Annotated in this window: 11 protein-coding genes; 9 read left to right on the top strand and 2 right to left on the bottom strand. The window is 70.4% G+C overall.

Features of this window, described 5'->3' with window-relative positions; translation table 11 throughout:
• Window positions 1–46: 46 nt before the first annotated feature.
• Window positions 47–1,702, bottom strand: coding sequence for an MFS transporter (locus FOY91_RS18325; protein ID WP_145155017.1), 1,656 nt, complete (start codon window positions 1,700–1,702; stop codon window positions 47–49).
• Window positions 1,703–1,798: 96 nt separating this feature from the next.
• Here FOY91_RS18325 and FOY91_RS18320 point away from each other — a divergent pair, with 96 nt between their 5' ends.
• The 3 genes from FOY91_RS18320 to FOY91_RS18310 all read left to right on the top strand — a co-directional run bounded on the left by FOY91_RS18320 (window position 1,799) and on the right by FOY91_RS18310 (window position 6,394).
• Entirely contained in the window at window positions 1,799–2,554 is a 756-nt protein-coding gene (locus tag FOY91_RS18320; RefSeq protein WP_145155015.1) for an AcvB/VirJ family lysyl-phosphatidylglycerol hydrolase, read from the top strand.
• 24 nt (window positions 2,555–2,578) lie between these two features.
• The gene (gene mprF / locus FOY91_RS18315) at window positions 2,579–5,224 is read left to right on the top strand and encodes a bifunctional lysylphosphatidylglycerol flippase/synthetase MprF (protein WP_238995789.1); all 2,646 of its coding nucleotides are present in this window, start codon (window positions 2,579–2,581) and stop codon (window positions 5,222–5,224) included.
• Window positions 5,225–5,302: 78 nt separating this feature from the next.
• Window positions 5,303–6,394 (top strand): alkene reductase, encoded by a 1,092-nt coding sequence (locus tag FOY91_RS18310; protein WP_145155013.1) that lies wholly within the window; start codon window positions 5,303–5,305, stop codon window positions 6,392–6,394.
• A gap of 40 nt (window positions 6,395–6,434) precedes the next feature.
• Here the strand turns inward: FOY91_RS18310 and FOY91_RS18305 are convergent, their stop codons facing one another.
• Window positions 6,435–7,370: a ribose-phosphate pyrophosphokinase gene (locus tag FOY91_RS18305; protein WP_145155011.1), complete on the bottom strand. Its 936-nt coding sequence runs from the start codon at window positions 7,368–7,370 to the stop codon at window positions 6,435–6,437.
• A gap of 233 nt (window positions 7,371–7,603) precedes the next feature.
• On the opposite strand from FOY91_RS18305, the gene FOY91_RS18300 reads away from it, so the two are divergent.
• The 6 genes from FOY91_RS18300 to ribH are packed head-to-tail and all read left to right on the top strand — an operon-like array spanning window position 7,604 to window position 12,491.
• Window positions 7,604–8,935 (top strand): glutamate--tRNA ligase, encoded by a 1,332-nt coding sequence (locus tag FOY91_RS18300; protein WP_145155009.1) that lies wholly within the window; start codon window positions 7,604–7,606, stop codon window positions 8,933–8,935.
• Between the two features lie 13 nt (window positions 8,936–8,948).
• Complete coding sequence (locus tag FOY91_RS18295) at window positions 8,949–9,305, top strand: hypothetical protein (protein ID WP_238995788.1); 357 nt, start codon at window positions 8,949–8,951, stop codon at window positions 9,303–9,305.
• Complete coding sequence (gene ribD / locus FOY91_RS18290) at window positions 9,302–10,294, top strand: bifunctional diaminohydroxyphosphoribosylaminopyrimidine deaminase/5-amino-6-(5-phosphoribosylamino)uracil reductase RibD (protein ID WP_338062104.1); 993 nt, start codon at window positions 9,302–9,304, stop codon at window positions 10,292–10,294. The genes FOY91_RS18295 and ribD overlap by 4 nt, the downstream gene beginning before the upstream one ends.
• Window positions 10,295–10,307: 13 nt before the next feature.
• On the top strand, window positions 10,308–10,919 hold the full coding sequence (locus tag FOY91_RS18285; protein ID WP_145155007.1) for a riboflavin synthase: 612 nt from the start codon (window positions 10,308–10,310) through the stop codon (window positions 10,917–10,919).
• Window positions 10,909–12,069: a 3,4-dihydroxy-2-butanone-4-phosphate synthase gene (gene ribB / locus FOY91_RS18280; protein WP_145155005.1), complete on the top strand. Its 1,161-nt coding sequence runs from the start codon at window positions 10,909–10,911 to the stop codon at window positions 12,067–12,069. Before FOY91_RS18285 ends, ribB begins: the two co-directional genes overlap by 11 nt.
• Window positions 12,069–12,491 (top strand): 6,7-dimethyl-8-ribityllumazine synthase, encoded by a 423-nt coding sequence (gene ribH / locus FOY91_RS18275; protein ID WP_145155003.1) that lies wholly within the window; start codon window positions 12,069–12,071, stop codon window positions 12,489–12,491. Before ribB ends, ribH begins: the two co-directional genes overlap by 1 nt.
• Window positions 12,492–12,612: the final 121 nt, after the last annotated feature.

Here is a 12,612-nt window from a genome sequence, read left to right as displayed (position 1 = left end):
GACCGATTCGCCGCGCGCGCCTCGGTCGGCGCGCGCGGCGAATCGGTCATGGCGAACCCGGGGCAGGAGAGAGCCGGCGGGCACGCAGCCAGCGGCGGAGGTTGAGCATCGCCAGATAGAGCGTCGTCAGCCCGGCGAGAATGGCGATCAGCCGGAAAACATCGTCATAGGCCAGAATATTCGCCTCGCGCGTCACCTGCGCGGAGAGCAGCGCGCCGCCCTCGGCGCTGCGGAGCGCCGGATCGCCCAGCACCCGGCCATAGGCGCCGGCCCCCGCCTGCACGCGCAGCACCGTCGCCGGATCGGTGAGGCTGATATCCTGCACCAGCGAATTGCTGTGCGCCTTCTCGCGGATAACCTGATAGCTGCCGAGCAGCGCGGAGCCGCCCAGGCCGCCCAGATTGTTGATGATCCCGAACAGCGCGATGAAGCTGAGGACATGGCCCGATCCCTTGGCCAGCGCCCGGCTCATCCCGAACAGCAGCGAGGGGCCGAGGAACAGCGTGCCGGCAAAGGCGATTGCCGCCTGCGTGACGTACATCTGCGGCGCGCGGGTGAGGTTGGTGGCGTGCGAATCGGCGAAGGCGGCGATCGCGACGAGACCGATCGCCATCATCACCGGATGCGACAGGCGATCGATATCCAGCATGATCGCGCTCACCGCGATGCCGGCGACGCTGGCGAGCAGGATGATGGTGAACAGCCCGCCGAGCTGGTCGTTGGTCTGCCCCAGCGTCGTCAGCAGGCCGACCGCCGCATAGGTCTGCTCCGACAGCACGATCCGCGCCATCAGCGTCACCACGGCGAAGCGGACGATGTCGGCGCTGCCCAGCCAGCGCGTCTGCAACAGCGGGTTGGCGCGGCGATGCTCGATCAGGATCGCGCCTAGGATCAACGGAATCGCGGCGGCCAGCGCCCAGCCCAGCCACGGCGCCTCCGTCCACCACAATATCCGCCCCTGCCCGAGCACCGCGCATAGCAGGGCGATACCCGGCGCGAACAGCATGAAGGTGAGCAGGTCCATCGGCTCGAACGCCTTCTTCCGCTCGCCCGGCGGCAGCTGCAGCGCGAGCACGGCCGCCAGCGAGACGAGCGCGAGGCCGAACTCGAACAGGTAGAGCGTGCGCCACTGCGCCGCGCCCAGCAGCTCCGGCGAGAACAGCCGCGCCATCGGCACCGCAAGCTGCGGCACGCCGATGCCCACGACCAGCGCCTTCAGCCGCCATTTCGCCGGGAACGACTGCATGACGTAGTACAGCCCCAGCGTGCTGAGTGCGCCCCCGGCCATGCCGCTGACCGCGCGCACCGCTACCGCCGAGGCGAAACCGTGGACGAAGAGGTGGGCGAAGGTGATCGCGGCATAGGCCGAGACGAAGATCGCGGTGAACAGGCGCAGGCCGAACTGCTGGCGGAACTTGAACAGCAGCAGGTTGATGCAGACGTTCGTCATCACATAGGCGGTCGGCAGCCATGCGATCTCTGCCGGATCGAGGCCGAGCGCGCCCTGCAGATACTGCGTGTTGACCGAGATCAGCGCGTTGCCCAGGCCGCCCGTCAGCCCCACCAGCACGCCCACCGTGCCATAGGCGACGCGCCGCCCGAACGGATGATCGGGCGAGGCGGGCGATCCGGGCATTGCGGGTCGCTCGTGCGGCGCGAACTGCCACTCCGGCTCGGCTGGGCGGCGAAAGCGCATGGCCATCGCCTTAAGCGCAGTTGTGGCGCCGGGGAAGCCGTGCGCGGCAACATGGACAGGCTGTAACTGGCCGCCGTGCCGGCCGGGGGCTAGGGGGTGGCGATGTCCCCGCCAGCCTCCCGCCGTCGACCGTTCCGCCGCCTGCTCGGCGTGGCGGCGCTGGTGGCGCTGATGCTGGCGGTGGCGGCCGGCCTGATGCTCGATAAGCTGGATCGGCTCGGCTATTTCGGCGGGCCGCTGTTCACGCTGTTGCGGCAGGCCGTGCCGCCCGCCGACGGGATCGGCGTCGTGCTGCTGTCGGGCGACATGGGGCTGAACGTGGGGCTGGGGCCGAAGGTGGCGGCGCGGATGGCGGCGGCGGGGCGGCCCGTGGTGGCGGTCAACTCGCTCACCTTCGCCGCCGATGGCCGCACCCCGGCGGAGGTGCGCGCGCTGGTGCGGACGGCCATCACGCGCGCGCTGGCGCTGCCGGGCGTGCGACGGGTAGTGCTGATCGGCCAGTCGTTCGGCTCGGATCTGCTGCATGTCGGGCTCGTCGGCCTGCCGCAGCCGTTGCGGAGCAAGGTGGCGCTGGTCATCCTTGAAGTGCCGACCGACTCGATCTATCTCACCGCCGGTTTCCGCGAATATTTCGAACTGGGCACGCCCGACCTGCAACCGCTGGACTCGGCCCGGCAGCTCGACTGGGTGCCCGTCACCTGCATCCGTGGCGCCGAGGAGACGACGAGCCTGTGCCCGATGCTCACCCTGCCCAACGTGCGGACCGTGACGCTGCCGGGCGGTCACAAGCTGAACCGGGACGATGCCGCGCTGTTCGCGGCGGCGAACGATGCCATCATCCATCACCGTCGCCCATGACCGTTTCCGCATGATCCGGCCCGCATGAGCGGCGCGCGCGCGGCCCGCCTGATGGCCTTCGCCACCCGCTATCGCGCGGCGCTGTCGGGCGGCGTGCTGCTGCTGGTGACGGCGCTGGCGCTGTTCGCCGTCCACTCCCTGCTGGCTGAGGTGCGGCTGGATCATGTCCGCGCGGCGCTGTCGGCGCTGGGGTGGGGGCAGGTGGCGGCGGCGCTGCTGTTCACCGCCGGGAGCTATCTGGCGCTTACCTGCTACGACGTGCTGGCGCTGCGCGTGATCGCTCGCACGGTGCCCTATCGGGTGGCGGCGCTCGCCTCGTTCACCAGCTACACGCTCAGCCACAATCTCGGCCTGTCGCTGCTCACCGGCGGATCGGCGCGCTACCGCATCTATACCGCCGCGGGCCTGAGCGGGGGGGATGTGGCGCGGGTGATCGCCAACGCCACGCTCACCTTCTGGTCCGGCATCGCCGCGCTGTCCGGCATCGGCCTGCTGCTGTGGCCGGTGCCGCTGCATCTGGCCGGGGTGGAGATCGGCGCCGGCGTGCAGCGGGCGATCGGCGTGGTGCTGCTCGGCGCGATCGTGGCACTGGTGGCGTTCGCCGGGCGACGACGATCGGTCGGGGTGTTCGGCTGGCGGGTGGCGCTGCCCACCCGGCGACAGGCGGTGGCGATGATCCTCGTCTCCGCTTGCGATGTCGGGCTGGCGAGCGCGGCGCTGTTCGTGCTGGTGCCGGGGCTGGCGTGGGGCGGCTTTCCCGCCTTCTTCGTCGGTTATGCACTGGCGATCGTGATCGCCGCGATCAGTCATGCGCCGGGCGGCATCGGCGTGTTCGAGGCGGTGATCCTGCTGGCGCTGCCGCAGGTGGACCGCAGCGGGCTGGCGGCGGCGCTGCTCGCCTACCGCGCCTGCTATTATCTGCTGCCGCTGGTGGTGGCCGCCGTGATGATGGCGTGGCGCGAGGGCCGCCGCTTCCATGCCCCGCTCGATCGCCTCGCCACCGACGTGGCGGTGGCCGGACGGTCGGTGATGCACACGGTGGCGCCCGCCTTCATCGCCACGTTGGTGTTCACCGGCGGGGTGATGCTGCTCGTCTCGGGTGCGCTGCCGGCGCTGCCGGGGCGGCTGCGCGATCTGGCGCAGGTGGTGCCGCTGCCGTTCGTCGAGGCATCGCATATCGCCGCCAGCCTCGTCGGCACGCTGCTGCTGTTCCTCGCACCGGGCCTGTACCGCCGGCTGGACGGCGCGTTCATCGCCACCCGCGCGCTGCTGGCGGCGGGGGTGGTCTTCTCGCTGGCCAAGGGCATCGATTACGAGGAGGCGGGCGTCCTCCTCGCGTTGCTGGGCGTGTTGCAATGGTCGCGCGGGGCGTTCTACCGGCGCACCGCCTTTACCGGCGATCTGCTGTCGCCGGGGTGGCTGGCGGCGACCGGCTCGGCGATCCTGCTGGCGCTGTGGATCGGGCTGTTCGCCTTCAAGCATGTCGAATATCGCAGCGCGCTGTGGTGGGATTTCGCATGGCGCGGCGATGCCTCGCGCTTCCTGCGTGCCAGCCTGGCCGTTTCGGTGCTGGCGGTGGCCATGATGCTGCGGCGGCTGCTGCTCGCCCCCGCGCCGCCGCCCGCCGCCGTCGCGCTGACCGGGGCGGCGCTCCACGCCGCGCTCGCCACGACCGACCACAGCGATGCGATGCTGGCGCTGACCGGCGACAAGAGGTTCCTGGTAGCGGAGACGGGCGACGCCTTCCTCGCCTATCAGGTGCAGGGGCGCACGTGGATCGCGATGGGCGATCCGGTCGGCCCGCGCGCAGCGTGGCCCGATCTGATGTGGCGGCTGCGCGGGCTGGCCGATGCCGCGCAGGGGCGGCTGCTGTTCTACCAGATCGGGCCGGAGGCGCTGCCGGTGGCGATCGACCTCGGCTTTGCGATCGTGAAGTACGGCGAGGAGGCGCGCGTGCCGCTGGCGGGTTTCACGCTCGCCGGGCCGGCCGGCAAGCCGCTGCGCCATGCCGAGCGGCGGGCGGAGAAGGCGGGTGCGGTGTTCGAGATCGTGCCCGCTGCCGCCGTGCCCGCACTGCTGCCCGCGCTGGAGGCGGTGTCCGATGAATGGCTCGCCGCCAAGGGGCGCAGCGAGAAGGCGTTCAGCCTCGGCCGGTTCGACTCCGACTATCTCTCCCGTTTCGATTGCGCGGTGGTGCGCGAGGGGGAGCGGATCACCGCCTTCGCCAACCTGTGGGCCACGCCGAACAGGACCGAACTGTCGGTCGACCTGATGCGCCACCGCGACGCCCTGAGCTATTCGGCGATGGACCTGCTGTTCGCCCGGCTGATGGTGTGGGGGCGGGACCAGGGCTACGCCCGCTTCTCGCTCGGGCTTGCGCCGCTCTCCGGCCTCGACGCGCGGCGGCTGGCGCCGTTGTGGGCGCAGGCCGCGAACCTCGTCTATCGGCGCGGCGAGGGGCTGTACGGGTTCGAGGGGCTGCGGTTCTACAAGCAGAAGTTCCAGCCGGAATGGACCCCGCGCTACATCGCGGCCAACGGCGATCTGGCGCTGGCGCGCGGTCTGTTCGATCTCAACCGGCTGATCTCCGGCGGGCGCGGCAGCAGCGCGTGGATGGCCGATCGCTGCGACCCGCTGCCGGGGTTCCCCGGCGCGGCTATCGCGACGTAAACATTTCCTCGCCTCTCCCGCATCGCAACATCGGGGTGGCCTTCCTATCTCCGCCACCGGAATAGAAGGAATACCGCCATGCCCTCGTTGTTCGACCCCATCGATCTTGGTTCGATCGCCGCACCCAACCGTATCCTGATGGCACCGCTCACGCGGGGCCGCGCCACGCGCGATCACGTGCCGGTGCCGCTGATGGCGACATATTACGCCCAGCGTGCCAGCGCGGGCCTGATCCTCACCGAGGCGACCGGGATCAGCCAGGAAGGGCTGGGCTGGCCGGATGCGCCAGGCATCTGGACCGCCGAGCAGGTCGAGGCGTGGAAGCCGGTGACCGATGCCGTGCACGAGGCGGGCGGGCGCGTCGCGCTCCAGATGTGGCACATGGGGCGGGTCGTCCATCCCAGCTTCCTCGGTGGCGCGCAGCCGGTGTCCGCATCCGCCACCACCGCGCCCGGTGAATCGCACACCAACGAGGGCAAGCAGCCGAATACCGAGGCGCGCGCGCTGACGCTGGACGACATCGCCCGGCTGCTCGACGACTATACCCATGCCGCGCGCAACGCGGTGGCCGCCGGTTTCGACGGGGTGCAGCTGCACGCGGCCAATGGCTATCTGATCGACCAGTTCCTGCGCGACAGCTCGAACTTCCGTGACGACGCCTACGGCGGCCCGGTGGAGAACCGCATCCGCCTGCTGACAGAGGTGGCGCAGCGGCTGGTGGAGACGCTCGGCGCGCCGCAGGTGGGCGTGCGGCTGTCGCCAAACGGCGATTCGCAAGGCGTGGACGACAGCGACCCAGAGCCACTGTTCGCCGCCGCCGCCGCATCGCTGGACAAGGTGGGCGTCGCCTATATCGAACTGCGCGAGCCGGGGCCGAACGGCACCTTCGGCAAGGCGGAACGGCCGCCGGTGCATCCGGTGATCCGCAAGGCCTTCTCGCGGCCGCTGATCCTGAATTCGGATTATGATCGCGCCAGCGGGCAGGCGGCGCTGGATGCGGGCGAGGCGGACGCGATCGCGTTCGGCCGTCCGTTCCTCGCCAACCCGGATCTGCCGCGCCGGATGGCGGAGGGGCTGCCGCTCAACAAGGACGACATGGCGACATGGTATGCGCCGGGGCCGAAGGGCTACACCGACTATCCGTTCGCCGACGAGACGGCGGCGGCCTGAGCGCGGAGGCGGGGCGCAACGGGCGCCCCGCCGGCCTGCCTCAATCGAACAACGAGGAAACCGAGCTTTCGTCGGCGATGCGCTTGATCGCCTCGGCCAGCAGCGGCGCGATGGTGAGCAGGCGGATCTTCTCGGCGCCGGCCACCGCCTCGGGCGCGCCGATCGTGTCGGTGATGACGAGTTCGGTCAGCGACGAACCTTCGACCCGCGCCACCGCCCCGCCCGACAGCACGCCGTGGCTGACATAGGCGACGACATCCTCCGCGCCCGCCTGCCGCAGCGCGGCGGCGGCGTTGCACAGCGTGCCGGCCGAATCGACGATATCGTCGATCAGGATGCAGAAGCGCCCCTCCACGTCGCCGATGATGTTCATCACCTCCGATTCGCCGGGCCGCTCGCGCCGCTTGTCGACGATGGCGAGCGGTGCGTTGTCGAGCCGCTTGGCGAGCGCGCGAGCGCGGACCACACCGCCCACGTCGGGCGAGACGACCATCAGGTTCCTGCCGGAGAAACGCGCCTGGATATCGGCCGACATCACCGGCGCGGCATACAGATTGTCGGTCGGGATATCGAAGAAGCCCTGGATCTGGCCGGCGTGCAGATCCATCGAGAGCACACGATCGGCACCGGCCGTTTCCAGCAGGTTGGCGACCAGCTTGGCGGAAATGGGCGTACGCGGGCCGGGCTTCCGGTCCTGCCGGGCATAGCCGAAATAGGGGATCACCGCCGTGATCCGCCGCGCCGACGAACGCCGCAGCGCATCGATGCAGATCAGCAGCTCCATCAGGTTGTCGTTGGCCGGGAAGCCGGTCGACTGGAGCACGAACACGTCCTCGCCGCGCACGTTCTCGTGGATCTCGACGAACACTTCCTCGTCGGCGAAACGGCGCACGCTGGCGTCGGTCAGCGGGATTTCCAGATAGGCGCCGATGGCCTGCGCCAGCGGCAGGTTCGAGTTGCCGGTCAGAAGTTTCATCGCGCGTCCCCGATCGTCATGTCGCGCGCCTCTTAGGGGCTGATTGGAAACGCGCCAAGGCGCGTTTCACGGCACCGGCCCGCACCCCCACCCGACCGCCCACAGAATATCCTGAACGGGCGGTCGGGTGGGGGTGCGGGCCGGTGCCGTCTTCGAATCAAGAACGGGGCGCGGGCGAAAGGGGGAAGCAAGCGGCGTGCGGCCCGACAGGGACGATGCTATGCGCCCGTTGCATGACTGTCACGACCCGCTTCGCGCCTTCGCCCACCGGCCGGCTCCATGTCGGCAACATCCGGGCGGCGTTGCATAACTGGATGCACGCGCGCCATCACGGCGGCCGCTTCCTGCTGCGACTCGATGATACCGACGCGGAACGATCGACCGAAGCGTTCGCCGGGTCGATCCGCGAGGATCTGGCGTGGCTGGGCCTCACCCCCGACGAGGAGGCGCGGCAGAGCGACCGGGGCGCACTGTACGAGGCGCGGTTCGCGGAACTGCGCGCGGCCGGTCGGGTGTATCCGGCCTATGAAACGGCGCAGGAACTGGACCTGAAGCGCAAGGTGCTTGCCGGGCGCGGGTTGCCGCCGGTCTATGATCGCGCCGCGCTGGCCCTTGCCGACGCCGATCGCGCCGCGCTGGAGGCGGCGGGCACCCGCCCGCACTGGCGCTTCCGCCTCGATCACGACACGCCGATCGTTTGGCACGACCTGATCCGGGGCGACCAGAAGCTCGATCCGGCCTTGCTGTCCGATCCCGTGGTGCGGCGGGCGGACGGCAGCTGGCTGTACATGCTGCCGAGCGTGATCGACGACATCGACATGGCCGTCACCCATGTGGTGCGCGGCGAGGATCATGTGACGAACACCGGGTTGCAGCTCCAGATGTTCGAGGCGTTCGGCGCAGCACCTCCCGCCTTCGCGCACGAGGCGTTGCTGACCGGCAGCGAGGGCAAGCTCTCCAAGCGGCTCGGCTCGCTCGGCTGCGATGCGTTCCGCGAGGAAGGGATCGAGCCGCTGGCGCTGCTGGCGTTGCTCGCGCGGATCGGCACCAGCGATCCGGTGGAGCCGGTGGCGGCGATCGAGGCGCTGTTCCATGCGTTCGATTTCAGCCGCTTCGGCCGTGCGCCGGCGCGCTTCGACATGGACGAACTGAAGGCGCTCAACACCCGCATCCTCCACCTGCTGCATTATGACGACGTGGCCGCGCGCCTGCCCGCCGGCATGGATGCCGAGGGCTGGCACGCGATCCGCCAGAATATCGCGACGGTGGCGGAGGCGGCGGACTGGTGGGCGGTGGTGGAGGGGCCGGTCGCTGCCCCCCCGCCGACGGACGAAGACCGCGCCTTCCTGCGTACCGCCGCCACGCTGGCCGCCGGGATCGACTGGGCGGCGGACCCGTGGCCCGCGCTCGCCACGCTGCTGAAGGACGAGACGGGGCGCAAGGGCAAGGCGCTGTTCCTGCCGCTGCGCCGCGCGCTGACCGGGCGCGATCACGGGCCGGACATGGCGGCGCTGCTGCCGCTGATCGGCCGCGATCGCGCGATCGCGCGGCTTGGCGCCGCCTGATCGGGATGCGGGGGTGGCGCGGGCCTGTGCCGGCGCCTATCTTGGTCGCATGGGTGCTCTTCCGCGACCGTCCGGCCCGCGCGCTGTTTGGCGCGATTTCAAGGCCTTCCTCAACACCGAGCAACGCTATCGCTGGATCGGGCTGGCGCTGGCCATCTTCATGCCGGCGTTGATGCTGGCCGGCTTCTACGTCGATTCGAAGAAGGACCCGCCCAAGCCGCAGACGATCTTCGTGCAGAGCTGGCCGGCCGACCGGCCCGATTCGGTCATCATCGAGCAGAACCGGATCGACCAGGCGAAGAAGGAGGCGCGGCTGGCCGAGCGCCAGCGCCAGTTCAAGAAGCTCGCCAAAGACCTCGGGATCGAGTGAGCGACGTCGCCGCGGCCACCGCCGACGCGCGCTGGATGGGTGCGGCGCTGGCCCTCGCCGAACGCGGCGTGGGGCGAACGGGCGTGAACCCCTCGGTCGGTTGCGTGATCGTGTCGCAAGCCGGCCATGTCGTCGGGCGCGGCGTGACGCAGGCGGGCGGGCGGCCCCATGCCGAGGCGGCGGCGCTGGCGCGGGCCGGCGCGGCGGCGGCGGGGTCGACCGTCTATGTGACGCTGGAGCCTTGCGCGCATGTTTCCACGCGCGGCGCGGCCTGCGCCGACCTGCTGGTGGCGGCGCGGCCGGCGCGGGTGGTGGTGGCGCGGGGCGATCCCGATCCGCGCACCGACGGGCAGGGCATCGCCCGCCTGCGTGCCGCGGGCATCGCCGTGACCGAAGGCGTGCGCGCGGCGGAGGCGGCGCGGACGATGGCCGGTTTCCTGGCCCGTCGCCGGTGGGGCCGCCCGCACGTGACGCTGAAGCTCGCCACCTCGCTGGATGGCTGCATCGCGCTGGCATCAGGCGAAAGTCGCTGGATCACGGGGGCGGAGGCGCGCGCCCATGCCCATCTCGAACGCGCGCGGCATGGCGCGATCCTTGTCGGGCGCGGCACGCTCACCGCCGATGCGCCCGCGCTGGACGTGCGTCTGCCGGGCCTCGCGGATCGCGCGCCGGCGCGTTATCTGCTTTCCACGACTACCCCGGCCCCGGAAGGCTGGACCCGGCTGGCGGCTCCCGCCGACATCGCCACCATCACGCAGGACGAACTGCTGGTGGAGGGCGGCGCGGGCGCGGCGGCCGCCTTTCTCGCCGCCGATCTGGTCGACCGGCTGCTGCTCTACCGCGCGCCCGTGCTGATCGGGGGCGGGCGGCCGGCGCTGGGGGACATCGGCCTCGGCACGCTTGCCGCCGCGCACGGCCGCTGGCGGCTGCACGATGCGCGAACGCTTGGCAGCGACCGGCTCGAAGTCTACGAGCGCGATCGCAACTGAAGGCCACCGCACCATGTTCACCGGGATCATCAGCGACATCGGCACGATCGACGCCGTGGAACCGCGCGGCGACCTGCGCGCGCGCATCGCCACCAGCTTCGACACTGCCACGGTTGATCTGGGCGCGTCGATCGCCTGTTCGGGCGTGTGCCTGACGGTGGTGGACAAGGGGCCGGGCTGGTTCGCCGTCGACATCTCGGGCGAGACGCAGGCGCGCACCGCGCAGGGTGCGTGGCAGGCCGGGCTGAAACTCAACCTCGAACGCGCATTGCGGCTGGGCGACGAACTGGGCGGCCACATGGTCACCGGCCACGTCGACGGCGTCGGCGAGGTGATCGATTTGCGCCCCGATGGCGATTCGCAGCGTATCACCATCGCCGCGCCCGCCGCGCTCTCTCCCTATCTCGCGGGCAAGGGCTCGGTGACGCTGGACGGCATCTCGCTGACCGTGAACGAAGTAAGCGACCAGCCCGGCGGCGGCGTGCATTTCGCGATCAACATCATTCCGCATACCGCCCAGATGACGACCTTCGCCGACCTTGCCGTCGGCCGCGCGGTCAACATCGAGATCGATGTCCTCGCCCGCTATCTGGGCCGCATGGAGCAACTCCGCCATGTCCGCTGATCTTTCCGCCAGCCCGAGGACGGGCCATATCCGTCACGGTTTCCTCTCCAGCCCGGAGGAGATCGTCAACGAGGCGCGCAACGGCCGCATGTTCATCCTCGTCGACGACGAGGACCGCGAGAACGAGGGCGACCTCGTGATCCCGGCGCAGATGGCGACGCCCGATGCGATCAACTTCATGGCGACGCACGGGCGCGGGCTGATCTGTCTGGCGATGACGAAGGATCGGGTCGAGCAGCTCGGGCTGGGGCTGATGAGCCGGCAGAACGGCACCCGGCACGAAACCGCCTTCACCGTCTCGATCGAGGCGCGTGACGGGGTGACCACCGGCATCTCGGCGGCGGACCGCGCGCGCACCATCTCGGTCGCGATCGACGGCAGCAAGGGGACCGAGCATATCGTCACCCCCGGCCACGTCTTCCCGCTGGTGGCCAAGCCCGGCGGCGTGCTTGTGCGCGCGGGACATACCGAGGCGGCGGTGGACGTCTCCCGGCTGGCCGGGCTGAACCCCTCCGGCGTGATCTGCGAGATCATGAAGGACGACGGGACGATGGCCCGGCTCGACGATCTCGTCGCCTTCGCCCAGCTCCACAACCTGAAGATCGGCACGATCCGCGACCTGATCGCCTATCGCCGCCGCCACGATCATAATATCCAGAAGGTGGCCGAGGCCACGTTCGAGAGCCGCTACGGCGGCACGTGGCGGGCGATCACCTACCTCAACAAGGCGATCGGCACCGAGTCGCTGGCGCTGGTGAAAGGCCGGATCCAGCCGGACCAGCCCACGCTGGTGCGGATGCACTCGGTCAACATGTTCGGTGACGTGCTGGGCGAGGTCGGCGATCGCGGCGGGCTGCTGCCGGGGGCGATGCGTGCCATCGGCGAGGCCGGGGCCGGCGTGGTGGTGCTCATCAACCGATCGGTGCCGAACAGCGTGACCGCGCTGCTGCGCGCCCGCGAGGCCACCCGCGCGGGCGAGACGACCGACATCAACGAACTGCGCGATTACGGCGTCGGTGCGCAGATCCTCGCCGAGCTGGATATCCACGATATGATCCTGCTGACCAACACCCACCACACGCTGGTGGCGCTGAGCGGCTACGGCCTGAACGTGGTGGGCGAGCAAACGATCGCGATGGAGACGGAGTGATGGCGAAACTGCTCATCGTCGAGGCGCGCTTCTACGATCACCTGAACGACCTGCTGGTCGCCGGCGCGCGTGCCGCGATCGAGGCGGCGGGCCACACCGCCGAGGTGGTGACGGTGCCCGGCGCGCTGGAGATTCCGGCGGCGATCGCGCTGGCGGCCGAAAGCGGGCGCTACGACGGGTTCGTCGCGATCGGCGTCATCATCCGGGGCGAGACCTATCATTTCGAGGTGGTGTCGAACGAAAGCGCGCGCGGCGTGCTGGCGTTGACGCTGGACGGGCTGGCGATCGGCAACGGCATCCTCACCGTCGAGAACGAGGCGCAGGCGCTGACCCGCGCGAAGCCGGACGAGAAGGACAAGGGCGGCGAGGCGGCGAAGGCGGCACTGGCGCTGATGGCGCTGCGGGATCGTTTCGCGGCCTGACGCCGGCCGGCCACGCTTCCGGGCGTCGCCGTTCGACCACGGGCGAATTCGATGAAGGTGGGCCGATCGTTTTATCCCGCCGTCACCCCGGACCTGTTCCGGGGTGACGGCGGGTGCAAAC

Origin of the sequence: Alterirhizorhabdus solaris (assembly GCF_007785815.1) — a bacterium.
Lineage (GTDB): Bacteria > Pseudomonadota > Alphaproteobacteria > Sphingomonadales > Sphingomonadaceae > Alterirhizorhabdus > Alterirhizorhabdus solaris.
This window is presented reverse-complemented; position numbering and strand designations above follow the sequence as displayed.